This window comes from Paenarthrobacter sp. E2MeOHC11 (assembly GCF_058744955.1).
The window spans coordinates 3615191-3631202 of sequence record NZ_CP196673.1 but is presented as its reverse complement, the minus strand read 5'-3'; the positions used below and the strand labels follow the sequence as shown (position 1 = coordinate 3631202).

Here is a 16012-nt window from a genome sequence, read left to right as displayed (position 1 = left end):
CGCCGTCGTAATAATCGAGAGTCCACAATCACGCAAAAAATCCCGGTACACAGGGCCGAAGCCCCGCGTACCGGGATCTTTTCACAACGGGCATATGCCCCACTGGCTCTTAGAGAGCAGTGGTGCTTCCGCCTGCTGCAGCAATCTTCTCCGTAGCGCTGGCGGAGAATGCGTGGACCGTGACGTCAACCTTGACGGTGATGTCGCCGGTGCCCAGCACCTTGACGGGCTGGTTCTTGCGAACGGCACCCTTCTCAACCAGAGATTCAACGGTGACAGTGCCACCTTCCGGGAACAGCTCGTTGAGCTTCTCCAGGTTTACAACCTGGAACTCAACCCGGAACGGGTTCTTGAAGCCGCGCAGCTTCGGCAGGCGCATGTGCAGCGGCAGCTGGCCGCCGGCAAAGCCAGCCTTTACCTGGTAGCGGGCCTTCGTACCCTTGGTACCGCGACCAGCGGTCTTACCCTTGGAGCCTTCACCACGACCAACACGGGTCTTGGCGGTCTTGGCACCCGGGGCGGGACGCAGGTGGTGGACCTTCAGAGTGTTCTGCTTCTCAGCAGTCTCTGCGGCGGTCTTGTTCTCTGCCATTACTTCGCCTCCTCTACATTCACGAGGTGCGGAACCGTGTTCAGCATGCCAACGGTCACGGCGTCGGCGGTACGGACAACAGTGTGTCCGATGCGCTTCAGGCCGAGGGACCGAAGGGTGGCGATCTGGTTCTGCTTGGCGCCAATGACGCCCTTGATCTGGGTGATCTCCAACTTGGCGTCGGAGGGAGTCAGGTTCTTAGCCATGACTAAACACCTGCCTTCTGGTTCTGGAGCGCGCGCACCAGAGCAGCAGGAGCAACCTCGTCCAGCGGCAGGCCACGGCGGGCAGCCACGGAAGCGGGCTCTTCGAGCTGCTTCAGAGCGGCAACGGTCGCGTGAACGATGTTGATCGCGTTGGAAGAACCGAGCGACTTGGAGAGGATGTCGTGGATACCCACGCACTCCAATACCGCGCGGACCGGACCACCGGCGATAACACCGGTACCGGCGGAAGCCGGACGCAGCAGGACAACGCCTGCAGCAGCCTCACCCTGCACACGGTGCGGGATGGTGTTGCCAACGCGGGGAACGCGGAAGAAGGACTTCTTGGCCTCTTCAACGCCCTTTGCGATAGCAGCGGGAACTTCCTTGGCCTTGCCGTAGCCAACGCCGACCATACCGTTGCCGTCACCGACGACGACGAGAGCGGTGAAGCTGAAGCGACGACCACCCTTGACGACCTTGGCAACGCGGTTGATGGTGACAACGCGCTCTACGAACTGGCTCTTCTCGGCTTCACGACCGCCGTCGCGGCCACCACGGCCACCACGGTCGCCGCGGCCCTGGCCACGATCGCCGCGCTCGCCACGACGTCCGCCGCGGCGGTCATCGGTAGCGGGTGCGGTCTCAGTTGCTTCAGCAGCTACAGCTTCAGTCACCTGAACGTCCTTTTCGTTATTTTCAGCGGTCACAGAGCCAGCCCACCTTCGCGAGCACCGTCAGCGACGGCGGCGATGCGGCCGTGGTACTTGTTACCGCCACGGTCGAAGACAACAGCCTCGACGCCTGCAGCCTTGGCACGCTCGGCAACGAGCTCGCCAACGCGCTTGGCCTTGGCAGTCTTGTCTCCGTCGAATGCACGAAGGTCCGCTTCCAAAGTGGAAGCGAAAGCCACGGTTACACCCTTGCTGTCATCGACAACCTGGACGAACATGTGACGTGCAGAGCGGTTGACGACCATACGAGGACGTACAGCCGTACCAGTGATGCGCTTGCGGATACGAAGCTGGCGACGGCTGCGTGCAGCCGACTTGCTCTTGTTCGTACGCTTCTTGTTAATTGCGATGGCCATGGTTTACTTACCAGCCTTTCCGACCTTGCGGCGGATGACTTCGCCGGCGTAACGGACACCCTTGCCCTTGTAGGGGTCAGGCTTGCGCAGCTTGCGAATGTTGGCAGCAACCTCGCCGACCTGCTGCTTGTTGATACCCGCAACAGAGAGCTTGGTCGGACCCTCTACTACGAAGGTGATGCCTTCGGGTGCAGAGACGTTGACCGGGTGGCTGTAGCCCAGAGCGAACTCCAGGTCAGAACCCTTGGCCTGAACGCGGTAACCAGTACCAACGATTTCAAGCTTCTTCTCGTAGCCCTCGGTAACGCCCTGGATCATGTTGGCGATCAGGGTGCGGGTCAGGCCGTGCAGCGAACGCGAGTTGCGCTCGTCGTTCGGGCGGGTGACCGTGAGAGTGTTTTCTTCCTGGGTAACCTCGATCGGGCTGGCCACAGTGTGGCTCAGCTCGCCCTTGGCACCTTTGACGCTGATGACGGAGCCATCGAGCTTGACCTCAACTCCGGCAGGAACGGTGATGGGGAGACGTCCAATACGTGACATTATTCTCTTCCTTTCCCGTTACCAGACGTACGCGAGGACTTCGCCGCCCACGCCCTTCTTGCCGGCCTGCTTGTCAGTCAGGAGGCCGGAAGAGGTGGACAGGATTGCGATACCCAGGCCACCCAGCACGTGCGGCAGGTTGGTGGACTTCGCGTAAACGCGGAGGCCCGGCTTGGAGATGCGGCGGACGCCAGCGATGGAACGCTCGCGGTTCGGACCGAACTTCAGGTCGATGGTCAGCTTCTTGCCAACCTCGGCGTCTTCTTCCTTCCAGCCGGCAATGTAGCCTTCTGCCTTCAGGATGTCAGCAACGCGTGCCTTCAGTTTGCTGTACGGCATGGACACGGTGTCGTGGTATGCCGAGTTTGCATTGCGCAGACGCGTGAGCATGTCTGCGACAGGATCTGTCATAGTCATTTGGGCTATAGCCCTTCCTCGTACCGGTTTCCGCTGCGCCTGCTCTTAGGAGCCTGCGCGGACGGACCTGTCACGTAGTTAGTTTTCGGTCTTGAACGGGAAACCAAGCGCCTTGAGCAGCGCGCGGCCTTCGTCATCGGTCTTGGCGGTGGTGACGACCGTGATGTCCATACCGCGAACGCGGTCGATGGAATCCTGGTCGATTTCGTGGAACATAACCTGCTCGGTCAGACCGAAGGTGTAGTTACCGTTGCCGTCGAACTGCTTGCCGTTGAGGCCGCGGAAGTCGCGGATACGCGGCAGTGCCAGCGAAACCAAACGGTCCACGAATTCCCACATGCGGTCTCCACGCAGAGTTGCGTGTGCACCGATGGGCATGCCTTCGCGCAGTTTGAACTGTGCGATCGACTTGCGGGCCTTGGTTACCTGCGGCTTCTGGCCGGTGATCAGGGTGAGGTCGCGGACAGCGCCGTCGATCAGCTTGGAGTCCTTGGCGGCATCTCCAACACCCATGTTCACAACAACCTTCACCAGGCGGGGAACCTGGTTCACGTTCGCGTAGCTGAATTCGTCCTGCAGGGACTTCTTGATGGTCTCTGCATACTTGGTCTTCAGACGCGGAACGATCTTTACTGGAGTCTCGAGAGTCTCAGTCATTAGATGTCCTTCCCGGTGGCCTTGGACACGCGGATACGGACGGTCTTGGTAGCGCCATCCTTCTCAACGGTGTCGAGACGGAAACCAACACGGGTCGGCTTCTTGGTGGACGGGTCAACCAGAGCAACGTTGGATACGTGGATCGGGGCCTCAACGACCTCGATGCCACCGGTCTTGGTGCCGCGCTGCGACTGACCGACCTTGCTGTGCTTGGTGACGCGGTTGATTCCCTCTACCAGCACGCGGTTGGTGTCGGTGAATACGCGCAGGACCTTGCCCTGCTTGCCGCGGTCGCCGCCACGTTCCTGCTTGGCGCCGGTGATGACCTGAACGAGGTCACCCTTCTTGATTTTCTTAGCCATGGACTAAAGCACCTCCGGGGCCAGCGAAACGATCTTCATGAACTTCTTGTCGCGAAGTTCACGACCAACCGGGCCGAAGATACGGGTACCGCGGGGGTCACCGTCGTTCTTCAGGATCACAGCTGCGTTTTCGTCAAACTTGATATAGGAACCGTCCGCACGGCGGCGTTCCTTCTTGGTACGAACGATGACAGCCTTGACGACGTCACCCTTCTTTACGTTTCCGCCGGGAATAGCGTCCTTGACGGTAGCGACGATCACGTCGCCAATGCCTGCGTAGCGACGACCAGATCCACCGAGAACGCGAATGGTAAGGATTTCCTTAGCACCCGTGTTGTCGGCGACCTTGAGTCGCGACTCCTGCTGAATCAATTTTTACTCCTTGCGTCGCGCCGGTTCTCAGACCGAAATCATGCATACGGAATGAGCCTTGCGGAACGGTTGATCGGGGTGTCTCTTGACCTGCCTGGATTTTGCCAGAACAGGCCTAAACGCCCGTGCCACAAGCATCAGCTTCCCTTGCAGAAAACTCTGCGCGGGGCAGTATGCAGCGGCACGATTGTTTACGAGGTAGTTGATGACGCACAAGTGGCGCCATACAAACTCAATATCCTAGCACGATTACGGCCTGAAACCGAACCGGCCGGAGAAGCGGAAAGGCCCGCGTTCCGTGAGGAACGCGGGCCTTTCCAGTGAACCCTGCCAGGCGTGCCCGGCGTCGGATTTACTTGGCCTTTTCGAGGATCTCCACCAGACGCCACCGCTTGGTAGCGGAGAGCGGGCGGGTCTCAGAGATGAGAACGAGGTCGCCAATGCCGGCGGTGTTCTCTTCGTCGTGAGCCTTGATCTTCGAGGTGCGGCGAATAACCTTGCCGTACAGAGCGTGCTTCACGCGGTCTTCAACCTGAACAACGATGGTCTTTTCCATCTTGTCAGAGACAACGTAGCCGCGACGCGTCTTACGGTAACCGCGCTGTTCAGCGCTGGCTGCTGCTTCCGTCACAGTTTCCTTCTCGCTCACTTGGCGTCCTCTCCAGCTTCAACCTCGGCCTTTTCAGCCTTGGCAGCCTTCTTGGACTTCTTTTCTTCCTTGGCTTCCACAACCGGTGCGGCAACCTCGGCACGAATGCCCAGCTCGCGCTCACGGAGAACGGTGTAGATGCGTGCGATGTCCTTCTTTACCGCGCGCAGGCGACCGTGGTTCTCCAGCTGTCCGGTGGCGGACTGGAAACGCAGGTTGAACAGCTCTTCCTTGGACTTGCGGAGTTCTTCAACGAGACGCTCGTTGTCGAAACCGTCCAGCTGTGCGGGTGCGAGATCCTTCGACCCTACTGCCATTTCTATTCACCACCTTCGCGACGCACAATGCGTGCCTTCAACGGGAGCTTGTGGATTGCCAGGCGCAGGGCCTCGCGAGCTACCTCTTCATTGACACCGGAGAGTTCGAAGAGAACCCGGCCCGGCTTGACGTTTGCGACCCACCATTCCGGAGAACCCTTACCGGAACCCATGCGGGTTTCAGCAGGCTTCTTCGTCAGCGGACGGTCCGGGTAGATGTTGATCCAGACCTTGCCGCCACGCTTGATGTGGCGGGTCATCGCGATACGAGCGGACTCGATCTGACGGTTGGTTACGTATGCCGGGCTGAGAGCCTGGATACCGTACTCACCGAAGCTGACCTTGGTGCCGCCCGTAGCAGCGCCGGAACGACCCGGGTGGTGCTGCTTACGGTGCTTGACTCGACGTGGGATAAGCATTTAAGCCTGTCCTCCTTCTGCTGCCGGAGCAGCAGCTTCAGCGGCCGGTGCTTCAACGGCAGCGGGTGCTGCCTCAGCTGCCGGACGGTCGTTACGACGACGGCGGTCGCCACCCGGGCGGCCCGGACGGTCTCCTGCGCGGCCACGGGACGGAGCAGCAGCTGCCTGCTGAGCCAGTTCCTTGGCAGTTACGTCACCCTTGTAGATCCAAACCTTCACGCCGATACGGCCGAAGGTGGTCTTGGCTTCGTAGAAGCCGTAGTCGATGTTCGCGCGGAGGGTGTGCAGGGGCACACGGCCTTCGCGGTAGAACTCCGAGCGGGACATTTCTGCGCCACCCAGACGGCCCGAGCAAGCAACACGGATGCCTTTGGCACCCGCACGCTGTGCGGACTGCATTGCCTTCTTCATCGCACGGCGGAAAGCCACGCGGGAAGTCAGCTGCTCAGCGATGCCCTGGGCAACAAGCTGTGCTTCCATCTCGGGGTTCTTGACCTCGAGGATGTTCAGCTGAACCTGCTTGCCCGTGAGCTTTTCGAGCTCGCCGCGGATGCGGTCTGCTTCAGCGCCACGGCGGCCGATAACGATACCCGGGCGTGCCGTGTGGATATCCACGCGGACACGGTCGCGGGTGCGCTCGATCTCGACCTTGGCGATGCCGGCGCGCTCCATGCCGGTGGACATGAGCTGACGGATCTTGATGTCCTCGCGGACGAAGTCCTTGTAGCGCTGTCCGGGCTTGGTGCTGTCAGCGAACCAGTGCGAAACGTGGTCGGTGGTGATGCCGAGTCGGAACCCGTGCGGGTTTACTTTCTGTCCCACTTAGCGAGCCTCCTCTTTCTCCGGGGTTGCGACAACCAGCGTGATGTGGCTGGTCCGCTTCCTAATGCGGTAGGCGCGGCCCTGGGCACGCGGCTGGAACCGCTTCATGGTCGGGCCTTCATCAACAAATGCTTCGGTGATGAAGAGGTCGCTGTCGTCGAATGCAACGCCGTCACGGTCCGCGAGGACACGTGCGTTGGCCATTGCCGACTGAAGTACCTTGAATACCGGCTCCGAAGCTGCCTGGGGGGCAAACTTCAGAATTGCCAGAGCCTCATTCGCTTGCTTACCACGAACAAGGTTGACGACGCGCCGGGCCTTCATAGGCGTTACGCGGATGTGACGCGCAATAGCCTTGGCTTCCATTGCTTTCCTTCTCTCGTCTAAGACGTAAAGTCAGGCGCCTAGCGGCGCTTGCCCTTACGGTCGTCCTTAACATGGCCGCGGAATGTCCGCGTGGGAGCGAATTCGCCGAGCTTGTGCCCGACCATCGACTCAGTGACAAACACCGGGATGTGCTTGCGTCCGTCGTGTACGGCGATCGTGTGCCCGAGCATGTCGGGGATGATCATCGAACGGCGGGACCAGGTCTTGATGACGTTCTTGGTGCCCTTATCGTTTTCCCGTGCGACCTTCACAAAGAGGTGCTGGTCAACGAAAGGACCTTTTTTCAGGCTGCGTGGCATGTGTCCAGGCTCCTATCGCTTGTTCTTGCCAGTACGGCGGCGACGAACAATAAGCTTGTCGCTCTCTTTGTTCGGACGGCGGGTACGGCCCTCGGGCTTGCCGTTCGGGTTAACCGGGTGACGTCCACCGGAAGTCTTACCTTCACCACCACCGTGCGGGTGGTCAACCGGGTTCATGGCTACACCACGGACAGTCGGGCGAACGCCCTTCCAGCGCATACGGCCGGCCTTGCCCCAGTTGATGTTCGACTGCTCGGCGTTGCCGACCTCGCCGACGGTTGCGCGGCAGCGCACGTCAACGTTGCGGATTTCGCCGGAGGGCAGACGCAGCTGTGCGAAGCGGCCTTCCTTGGCAACGAGCTGTACCGAAGCACCTGCGGAACGAGCCATCTTGGCGCCGCCACCCGGACGCAGTTCAACTGCGTGGATTACGGTACCAACCGGGATGTTGCGCAGCGGCAGGTTGTTGCCCGGCTTGATGTCAGCGTCGGGACCAGCCTCGACGAAGTCACCCTGGGACAGCTTGTTAGGAGCGATGATGTAACGCTTGGTGCCATCAACGTAGTGCAGGAGTGCGATACGAGCCGTACGGTTCGGGTCGTACTCGATTTCGGCAACGCGGGCGTTGATGCCGTCCTTGTCGTGACGACGGAAGTCGATCAGACGGTACTGGCGCTTGTGCCCACCACCCTTGTGACGGGTGGTGATCTTACCGGAGTTGTTGCGGCCGCCAGTCTTGTGCAGCGGACGCAGCAACGACTTTTCCGGAGTCGATCGCGTGATTTCAGCAAAGTCGGCTACGCTCGAGCCACGACGGCCCGGGGTAGTCGGCTTGTATTTACGGATTCCCATAATTTATTTCCTCGTTAAAGTGGTCTCCGCTACGCGAGCGGACCGCCGAAGATGTCGATTGTGCCTTCTTTGAGGGTGACAATTGCACGCTTGGTGCTCTTGCGCTGTCCCCAGCCGAATTTGGTGCGCTTGCGCTTACCGGCACGGTTGATGGTGTTGATCGAGTCAACTTTGACCGAGAAGATCTTCTCTACGGCCAGCTTGATCTCGGTCTTGTTCGAGCGAGGGTCCACCAGGAAGGTGTACTTGCCTTCGTCGATCAGACCGTAGCTCTTTTCCGATACGACGGGTGCAAGCACGACGTCGCGCGGGTCCTTGATGGTGGTTACGCTCACTTGGAGGCCTCCTCGTTCTTTGCCTTGTCAGCGACGAACGCCTCGAAAGCAGCCTTGGTGAAGACCACGTCGTCGGAGATAAGCACGTCGTAGGTGTTCAGCTGATCTGCGTACAGAACGTGAACATCCTGGAGGTTGCGCACGGAAAGTGCAGCAACATCGTTGGCGCGCTCGATAACGACGAGCAGGTTCTTGCGCTCTGTGACGGAGCGCAGCGAAGCCAGTGCGTCCTTGGCGGACGGCTTGGTGCCGGCTACCAGTTCAGCGATGACGTGGATGCGGCCGTTGCGGGCGCGGTCAGACAGGGCGCCGCGGAGTGCAGCAGCCTTCATCTTCTTGGGGGTGCGCTGGCTGTAGTCACGAGGGGTCGGACCATGGACAACGCCACCGCCGGTCATGTGAGGAGCACGGATTGAACCCTGACGGGCGCGGCCGGTGCCCTTCTGCTTGAACGGCTTGCGACCTGCACCGGAAACCTCGGCGCGGGTCTTCGTCTTGTGAGTACCCTGGCGTGCAGCAGCGAGCTGTGCGACGACGACCTGGTGCAGCAGCGGCACGTTGGTCTGGACGTCGAAGATCTCTGCAGGCAGGTCTACCTTGACAGTGCTAGTCATTGAACTAGGCTCCCTTCACGGCGGTGCGTACGAGTACGACCTGGCCGCGGGCACCGGGAACGGCACCCTTGATAAGGAGCAGCGACTTCTCAACGTCAACAGCGTGAACCGTGAGGTTCAGCGTGGTGTGACGCTCGGCGCCCATGCGGCCGGCCATTTTCAGGCCCTTGAAGACGCGGCTCGGGGTGGATGCGCCACCGATGGAGCCAGGCTTACGGTGGTTCTTGTGGGCACCGTGGGAAGCGCCAACGCCGTGGAAGCCGTGACGCTTCATAACACCGGCAAAGCCCTTACCCTTGGAAGTGCCGACGACGTCGATCTTCTGGCCGGCTTCGAAGATCTCAACAGAGAGCTCCTGGCCCAGCTCGTAGGATGCGGCGTCTGCGGTACGCAGTTCGACGACGTGGCGGCGAGGAGTTACGCCAGCCTTTTCAAAGTGACCAGCCAGCGGCTTGGTGACCTTGCGGGGGTCGATCTGGCCGTAGCCGATCTGGACGGCGACGTAGCCATCTACCTCTGCGTTGCGCAGCTGCGTGATGACGTTGGAGTCAGCCTGGACGACAGTTACCGGGATGAGCTTGTTGTTCTCGTCCCAGACCTGGGTCATGCCGAGCTTCGTGCCCAGCAGGCCCTTTACGTTACGGGTTGCGGTCATAGTCTCTCAGCACCTCCCTAGAGCTTGATTTCGATGTTCACGTCTGCGGGCAGGTCGAGACGCATAAGCGAGTCAACAGCCTTCGGCGTGGGGTCGATGATGTCGATCAGACGCTTGTGAGTACGCATTTCGAAGTGCTCACGGCTGTCCTTGTACTTGTGAGGAGAGCGAATAACGCAGTAAACGTTCTTCTCCGTGGGCAGCGGCACCGGGCCGACTACCGTTGCGCCTGCGCGCGTGACCGTCTCAACGATCTTCCGCGCTGAAACATCAATGACCTCGTGGTCATATGACTTCAGCCGGATGCGGATTTTTTGTCCCGCCATGTCGCCTGACTCTCTTTCAGCTAGTGCTGCTCTAGTTAGGGCTGCTCTGTTTACTTACCTGTTGTTGTGGCCGCCGAAGCGTTTGAGGTATTACCACCACACGCCGCACAAGCTGAATCCGGATATTCCGGGTTCCTCAACCTGCCGGCGCACCGACCCCCGCGGTCGGGCGTGTCGCGATTTCCACGCAGACTCGACCGCATTCCATGGGGTTCAGGGTTATGTTTGGGCTTCCACCTGGACCCTGACACCCGGCATTATCCGGATCGGGACACGAAGAAGCGCTTGAACAACTCATCCAGTATGGCGGAAATATGAGGCAAAGGCCAATCGGCGCTATAAGGGCCCCGCAGAACCATTGCCCGGTGGCCTGCGCCTGAGGAAGATTGGGACATGACCGTCCAGGATTCAGGCTCCGTGGAAGATCTTGCCGCGCGCCTGCGTCCGGGTTTCACGCTGGGCGTGGCCTCGGCAGCTTTCCAGATTGAAGGGTCGCTGACCTCTGATGGCCGCGGCCCCTCAGGGTGGGATGCCTTCGCGGAAAAGCCAGGAGCAATAGTCGACGGCGGCTCTCCCACTGTAGCGTGCGACCATTACAACCGCTCCGATGAAGACATCGCCTTGATGCAGGAGCTTGGCGTGGACTCATACCGCTTCTCGTTGTCCTGGCCGCGGATCCAACCCGGCGGCAAGGGCTCCATCAATCAACGCGGCCTGGACTTCTACGATCGCCTCATAGACAAACTCCTGGCCGCCGGCATCTCCCCCATGGCCACCCTGTTCCACTGGGACACGCCATTGGAACTGGAGCATGCGGGAGGATGGATGAACCGGGACACGGCCGAGCGCTTCGCCGTTTACTGCGCGGCCGCAGCAGACCGCTTCGGTGACCGCGTTGATCACTGGGTCACGATGAACGAGCCCGTGTCAGTCACCGTGCAGGGGTACTCGTTGGGTGTGCATGCCCCGGGCCGGCAGCTGCTGTTTGATTCGCTGCCTGCCGCACATCATCAATTACTGGGACACGGGATGGCCGTTCGGGTCCTCCGGGACGCCGGCGTCAAAGGACAGATCGGGGTGTCCAACATGCACTGCCCCGTCGAGTCCGCCAGCAACAGTCTTGGCGACCGGCTGATGACGCAGGCGCTGGACCTGATCCTCAACCGCATCTATGCCGACGCGATACTGCTTGGCCGATACCCCAAGCCGCCCTGGCCCATGAAGCCGTGGTTCCGCTCACTTGGCACCATCCACGACGGCGATCTTGAACTGATCGGCCAACCTTTGGACTTCTACGGGCTCAACTACTACTACCCCGTGAAGGTGGCAGCGGGCCCCGGGCCGGCGGAGATCCCCACCGGGAGGTCAACGGAGATGAGCGAAGTTCCTTTCCACTTGGCCGCCTACCAGGAGTATGAAACCACAGGGTTCGGCTGGCCCGTCGCGCCGGATTACCTGGCGTTGCTGCTGCGGCAAATGAAGGACCGGTACGGGGACGCCCTTCCCCCGGTATACATCACCGAAGGCGGGGCAAGTTTTCCGGAACCTGCCCATGTTGACGGGCCCATCCAGGACACCAACCGCATTTCCTACCTGGCTGAGCACCTGGGCCACGCCCTGACAGCAACGGGGCCGGGCGGCATTGCCGAGGACGTGGACCTACGCGGCTACTACGTCTGGACGTTGCTGGACAATTTCGAATGGGCGGCAGGCTATTCCCAGCGCTTCGGGCTGGTCCACGTGGACTTCCATACTTTGGAACGGACCCCCAAGGAATCCTTTTACTGGTTGCGTGCACTGGAACGGGCCCGCACCCACGAGCCTTAGCCCAAGCTTGCTAAAACGACGTTACTTGTTCTTGTTGGCACGCCTGATGCGCTTGGCGCGTTCAATTTCATTCCGAAAGTTCTTGCGGCCCCACAGCACGCCGCCACCGATGGCGGCAATGACTGCCAGGAAAATCAGGAATTCCATGCTGCGCTCCTCTTTGTAGACTGCCAGATTATCGGATTCCGTCCCGGCTGCTGTCCGGACTGACGTCGCTTTCCGGTGCTGGCACCGACCCAGGCAGTTCCGGTTTCCGGTTCAAACGCCACACCGCGAGAATAATCAGCGCCAAGGCGACAAGCGCCAGCATAGCGAAGGCGTACGAGCGCAAGGCCCACATGACGCTCAGCGCGACACCGGCGGCGCCCCACCAGACCAAGACCCTTTCGGCCAGGAACAGCCCTGCGACCAGGAGTACCGCGTGACCCACCAGAACATACAGCTGCTGGGATGTGGTGCCGCCAAAAATGGTCCCCAAGGACGTCAACGACAAGGCGCCTGCGGCGATGCAGAGCCGAAGCAGGCCGTCGCTCCGTTGGCCCCTGATGTAGCGCAGTCCTGCTAAAACAGCGACCGCCAGGACGTACCACTGAGCAACCCAGAACCACTGCGGCCCGGCATCACCGACGAACAGCACTGCACGTTGGAATGCCGCCACGGAGGCCAGCGCCGCAATCTCTCCAGCCAGCCACTTGCTGGACGGCAGCTCCACAACTATCAGCACGCCGGCCGCCACCACCAGGACGAAGCCGACCCACGAGGTCTCATCGCGGACCATTCCAACGGCAGCCGAGGAGACCAGCGCCACCGCCGCGGTACAAACAACTGCATTCCGCCGAAGGGGTTGCCCCACGATGGCCATCCCGCCAAACAGCTTCACCGCATACAGGGCCACTGCTGCACCAACACCGCCCACCAGCCAGGGAGCGTAGTCGCCCCACACTCCCGGGGGCATCCCCCTCAGCAAACCCTCGACGGCGGGCACGGCACCTACCAGCAAGGACGGGGCCGCACCGAGATAGAGGACGGGCAGCTCCTCTACGTGCGAGGCAGCAAACAGGACGCCGGCAAACACCACGACGGCAAGCCCTGTCATGGCAGAGGACACGTCCAGCGACATCAGACCACCAGTCACCACGAAGGCAAGCGCCGCGACGAACCAGAACCAGCGCTCCGTGGAGTGCGGCCCAGTAATCTGCCCGGGACGGACCACATGGCGAACTACCCGTACAACCACGAACAAGGCGGCGAGCCCGAGGAGCAGCGCGGGCACCTGAGCCCTGTCAAGCAGCGGTTGGTGGAGCCACGTGCCGGACGGGAACAGCAAGGACGGGCCCGCTGCGATCACTGCACCGCCCAGGCCAGCGACACCAAAGTACTCGGATCCACGTGCACGCAGGAAACGCCGGACGATCCCAGCGGATGCCACGGCAAGCGCTAACTGGACGATGACCACCCAACGGCCGCCGCCGTCGAAATCGCGCCCCAGCAGGTAGGCCGCTGGCAACAGGAGTTGGGCAGCCAGAGTGCCCCATACCGTGGCCTGTTGGAAGGCGATGTCCAATCCCCGGCTTCGCTGGAGCAAGGTCACCACATGCTGCAGCACGAGGACCACCGTCACGGCCATGGACACGATGGTGCCCGACCCTGAAAGATCCTCGACAAGCACCCCGATGAAAGCCAGCGACAGGACGCGAACTCCCAGCATGTAGCCGCCCCGGACCATCCGGTCCCGTTCCACAGCAACCATGAAAGCGCTGTAGGTCGCGAAGATCCCCAGCAGGATCTCCAGGTCCCGCACATTCCCCAGCCGAAGCGCCAGGAGCAGCACAAAGGCTGCCGGAGCAAAGATCCAAGCTCCTTGGTGGCGGCGCAGGACGACACCGCAGAGAACAGCCGCCAGGGCCGCTCCAATGGCCACCGCCCCCGGCTGCCACCCCTCACGCTGGAACCGCTCTCCCCATGCAGCGGAAACAGTCAGGACCGTGGCTGCCCCTGCCATGAGGATAACTACCGCTCCGGCGTCGACCATGGAGGCGCGGGGGAAACGCCGCTGGCTTTGCACCCGCAGGGGTAGAACCAATTGCAGGCCCGCCGCCAGCGCTACGACCAGCGGAACGGCGGGAAGCTCACCGGCAACGCTGAAGCTCCAGCCATGCCGTATTGCGTCGAAGTAGGCCGATCCGGCCAGCAAGGTACCGACCGCACGCGCCATCCACCAGTAGCTCTGGCGGTGGTATGAAACCGGGATCCGAAGCGCGGTTGCCACAAGGTACGCGACGGCCACCAGGAGGACAACGTTTGCCAGAGCCAACGAGACAACTGCCGCGGCAACCACGCCGGCAACAAGGGCCGTGGCTGGAGCAAGCGATTCCCCCAGGGTTGGCCGCCAGGACACGGAGCCAGCGTTGCGCTGGCGGGCCGACGGGAACAACAGCAGCCCCGACGCCACCCCGGCTGACAGGACCAGGAGCACTCCCGCCAGGACAAACGGGTGTCCCACCGCGTGGTCGACGATGGGCAGGACAAGGAGGCTGGCCATGGCGAGCCCGGCGAATCCAGCAAGGGACGCCTGCGGGGCAAGCAGGCGGATACCCGTGCGATCAAGCCCGGCACTGATGATTAGTTGCACCACGGCCGCTGCGAGGAGGGCCGCCAAGGACAGAGCAATCCGGTCCGGGTTCTCCTCAAAGATGCCGGCCACCATGGCGGGGACGGCCGCCGTTAAGGCAATCCGACCGGCAAGGATCAGCTGTAGACGGAACGATGCCGGGCGGACCGCCGCCAGCAGGAACCAGAACAACCCGGCAGAAGCCAGCAGCGCAGAAACCGGCCATGCTCCCAGAAGACCCATGAACGGGAGACACACTGCGAGAACGACGCCCGCTGCGAACTCCGTGCCGTGGCCCAGCTTCCAGCCCACTACCATGGCCGTGAGCATGGTGACGGAGAGAGGAAGATACGCGGGCAGCTCGTAAGTCCCGAGACCCAACACCACAGTCAGAATGGCTGCCGTGGCCAGCTGCAGGCCCAGGCAGGACACAGCATCGTTCCACCATGTGCGCAGCTTCAGCGCCGCTCCCCCGAAGGCAACTCCCAAAGAATGGACGGCACAGCAAATGACTGCGGCAAACATCACGGTGCTGATGTCCGAGCTAACGTCCCAGACCAACCCCAGCAACGCCAGTGTCAAGGCTGCACGGGCACCATAGAAGTGCTGCAGCCTGTACCGGGCCTGTGGCACGAAGGCCATCACGGCAAAGTAGATGCCACACATCAGCATTACCAGGGGGTACTCGCCCTTGGATAACAGATACGGCGTGAACGTCACCGCAAGCGCCACCAACGGCACCACAAAAGGATGGAGCACCATCAGCGGACGGACATAGAGTGGCGGCAACCATCGCGGACGAATCAACGCCCCCAGCGTGAGGATGATGGCGACCCCGATGAGCGCAGTGAAGTACCAAACCAAAGCACCGCCCAAAACGGAGACCCCTGACCACGCAGTGGAGACAACGAAGCTCAGGGAAAGGAAGGCCAGCACTTTGTTGTCGAGCCGCACCGCAGTGTAGGCGTACACAGCCGTCCCCAGCAGCGAGGTCACCAGCCAGGCCGCAGGACCGTTGGGCAGCACGAAGTTGTACATGGCAAGCCCCGTGACGGGGACGAGCGCCAAGCCCGTACCAACAAAAGCCACAGCGGCCGGACGCAAACGGGGCATTTTGGCGTGAATTACCAAACCTGCCACATAGAACACGGTGGTGATGAAGCATATGCCCGCGAAGCGGAAGAGTTCCGGGAGGCTTGTCCCCACAAACAGGGCTCCGGCCGCTACCAGAAGAAGGCTGGCAACGTAGAGGGTGACGTTGATGTTCTGCTGGTCGCGCTTCGATTTACGGGCTGCAGCGGCCTCTGGCGACTCCCGGACGACCGGGGTGTGCTGGCCCTCGGCCCAACGCTGCTGTGCTACGAGCGGGCGCTGCGGAACTGCGGGAGGTTGGACTCGCGACGGCGGCAAGGGCATGGACGCTGGAAACGGGGTGCCCACGTGTGTTGGAGGATGCACTGGCGGGGAGGCCGGCATCACGGGGCGGCCTGCAGCCGCAGGGGCATATGGGGCAGGCGGGGCAAATGACGCAGGCGGAGCAGATGCAGCAGGCGAAGCAAACGGATGGGGCGCAGGCACCTCCACCGCCCCCTTCTTTGCCTCGGCATCGCGCCAACCCGCCAGGTGCCCCGCCATGTATCCAGCTTGATAGGAATGCTGTTCGGCC

General features: G+C 61.6%; 23 protein-coding genes. 1 reads left to right on the top strand and 22 read right to left on the bottom strand.

Annotated elements, in window-relative coordinates:
• Positions 1-109 precede the first annotated feature (109 nt).
• The 20 genes from rplO to rpsJ all read right to left on the bottom strand — a co-directional run bounded on the left by rplO (position 110) and on the right by rpsJ (position 9908).
• Positions 110-592 (bottom strand): 50S ribosomal protein L15, encoded by a 483-nt coding sequence (rplO, locus tag ACSSVG_RS16895; protein WP_159706976.1) that lies wholly within the window; start codon positions 590-592, stop codon positions 110-112.
• Positions 592-798, bottom strand: coding sequence for a 50S ribosomal protein L30 (gene rpmD / locus ACSSVG_RS16890; protein ID WP_018776677.1), 207 nt, complete (start codon positions 796-798; stop codon positions 592-594). Before rpmD ends, rplO begins: the two co-directional genes overlap by 1 nt.
• A gap of 2 nt (positions 799-800) precedes the next feature.
• Positions 801-1472: a 30S ribosomal protein S5 gene (gene rpsE / locus ACSSVG_RS16885; protein ID WP_179128297.1), complete on the bottom strand. Its 672-nt coding sequence runs from the start codon at positions 1470-1472 to the stop codon at positions 801-803.
• Between the two features lie 29 nt (positions 1473-1501).
• Complete coding sequence (gene rplR, locus ACSSVG_RS16880) at positions 1502-1885, bottom strand: 50S ribosomal protein L18 (RefSeq protein ID WP_024817584.1); 384 nt, start codon at positions 1883-1885, stop codon at positions 1502-1504.
• Between the two features lie 3 nt (positions 1886-1888).
• Positions 1889-2425 (bottom strand): 50S ribosomal protein L6, encoded by a 537-nt coding sequence (rplF, locus tag ACSSVG_RS16875; protein WP_011775583.1) that lies wholly within the window; start codon positions 2423-2425, stop codon positions 1889-1891.
• An 18-nt stretch (positions 2426-2443) separates the two neighbouring features.
• Positions 2444-2842 (bottom strand): 30S ribosomal protein S8, encoded by a 399-nt coding sequence (gene rpsH, locus ACSSVG_RS16870; RefSeq protein ID WP_011775584.1) that lies wholly within the window; start codon positions 2840-2842, stop codon positions 2444-2446.
• A gap of 78 nt (positions 2843-2920) precedes the next feature.
• Entirely contained in the window at positions 2921-3499 is a 579-nt protein-coding gene (gene rplE, locus ACSSVG_RS16865) for a 50S ribosomal protein L5 (RefSeq protein ID WP_011775585.1), read from the bottom strand.
• Entirely contained in the window at positions 3499-3861 is a 363-nt protein-coding gene (gene rplX, locus ACSSVG_RS16860) for a 50S ribosomal protein L24 (protein WP_024817586.1), read from the bottom strand. The genes rplE and rplX overlap by 1 nt, the downstream gene beginning before the upstream one ends.
• A gap of 3 nt (positions 3862-3864) precedes the next feature.
• The gene (gene rplN / locus ACSSVG_RS16855) at positions 3865-4233 is read right to left on the bottom strand and encodes a 50S ribosomal protein L14 (RefSeq protein WP_003803789.1); all 369 of its coding nucleotides are present in this window, start codon (positions 4231-4233) and stop codon (positions 3865-3867) included.
• 352 nt (positions 4234-4585) lie between these two features.
• Entirely contained in the window at positions 4586-4882 is a 297-nt protein-coding gene (gene rpsQ / locus ACSSVG_RS16850; RefSeq protein ID WP_011775587.1) for a 30S ribosomal protein S17, read from the bottom strand.
• Positions 4879-5199: a 50S ribosomal protein L29 gene (gene rpmC, locus ACSSVG_RS16845; RefSeq protein WP_014922387.1), complete on the bottom strand. Its 321-nt coding sequence runs from the start codon at positions 5197-5199 to the stop codon at positions 4879-4881. Before rpmC ends, rpsQ begins: the two co-directional genes overlap by 4 nt.
• Before the next feature lie 2 nt (positions 5200-5201).
• Entirely contained in the window at positions 5202-5618 is a 417-nt protein-coding gene (rplP, locus tag ACSSVG_RS16840; protein ID WP_003803795.1) for a 50S ribosomal protein L16, read from the bottom strand.
• Entirely contained in the window at positions 5619-6440 is an 822-nt protein-coding gene (gene rpsC / locus ACSSVG_RS16835; protein ID WP_011775589.1) for a 30S ribosomal protein S3, read from the bottom strand.
• Positions 6441-6806, bottom strand: coding sequence for a 50S ribosomal protein L22 (gene rplV / locus ACSSVG_RS16830; protein ID WP_011775590.1), 366 nt, complete (start codon positions 6804-6806; stop codon positions 6441-6443).
• A 38-nt stretch (positions 6807-6844) separates the two neighbouring features.
• Positions 6845-7126: a 30S ribosomal protein S19 gene (rpsS, locus tag ACSSVG_RS16825; protein WP_011775591.1), complete on the bottom strand. Its 282-nt coding sequence runs from the start codon at positions 7124-7126 to the stop codon at positions 6845-6847.
• Between the two features lie 12 nt (positions 7127-7138).
• Positions 7139-7978 (bottom strand): 50S ribosomal protein L2, encoded by an 840-nt coding sequence (gene rplB, locus ACSSVG_RS16820; protein WP_011775592.1) that lies wholly within the window; start codon positions 7976-7978, stop codon positions 7139-7141.
• 29 nt (positions 7979-8007) lie between these two features.
• Positions 8008-8313: a 50S ribosomal protein L23 gene (gene rplW, locus ACSSVG_RS16815; protein WP_011775593.1), complete on the bottom strand. Its 306-nt coding sequence runs from the start codon at positions 8311-8313 to the stop codon at positions 8008-8010.
• Positions 8310-8927 (bottom strand): 50S ribosomal protein L4, encoded by a 618-nt coding sequence (gene rplD, locus ACSSVG_RS16810; protein ID WP_018776684.1) that lies wholly within the window; start codon positions 8925-8927, stop codon positions 8310-8312. Before rplD ends, rplW begins: the two co-directional genes overlap by 4 nt.
• A 4-nt stretch (positions 8928-8931) precedes the next feature.
• Positions 8932-9582 carry a 50S ribosomal protein L3 gene (gene rplC / locus ACSSVG_RS16805; protein WP_026539807.1) on the bottom strand — a complete coding sequence of 217 codons (651 nt, stop codon included), beginning with the start codon at positions 9580-9582 and terminating at the stop codon, positions 8932-8934.
• A 17-nt stretch (positions 9583-9599) separates the two neighbouring features.
• Positions 9600-9908 (bottom strand): 30S ribosomal protein S10, encoded by a 309-nt coding sequence (gene rpsJ, locus ACSSVG_RS16800; RefSeq protein WP_003803825.1) that lies wholly within the window; start codon positions 9906-9908, stop codon positions 9600-9602.
• A gap of 393 nt (positions 9909-10301) precedes the next feature.
• On the opposite strand from rpsJ, the gene ACSSVG_RS16795 reads away from it, so the two are divergent.
• Positions 10302-11735 (top strand): GH1 family beta-glucosidase, encoded by a 1434-nt coding sequence (locus ACSSVG_RS16795; RefSeq protein ID WP_253468687.1) that lies wholly within the window; start codon positions 10302-10304, stop codon positions 11733-11735.
• Positions 11736-11756: 21 nt separating this feature from the next.
• On the opposite strand, the gene ACSSVG_RS16790 is transcribed toward ACSSVG_RS16795, so the two are convergent.
• The gene (locus ACSSVG_RS16790; protein WP_256491713.1) at positions 11757-11882 is read right to left on the bottom strand and encodes a hypothetical protein; all 126 of its coding nucleotides are present in this window, start codon (positions 11880-11882) and stop codon (positions 11757-11759) included.
• A 28-nt stretch (positions 11883-11910) separates the two neighbouring features.
• Positions 11911-15786 carry a hypothetical protein gene (locus ACSSVG_RS16785; RefSeq protein ID WP_492415695.1) on the bottom strand — a complete coding sequence of 1292 codons (3876 nt, stop codon included), beginning with the start codon at positions 15784-15786 and terminating at the stop codon, positions 11911-11913.
• Positions 15787-16012 lie beyond the last annotated feature (226 nt).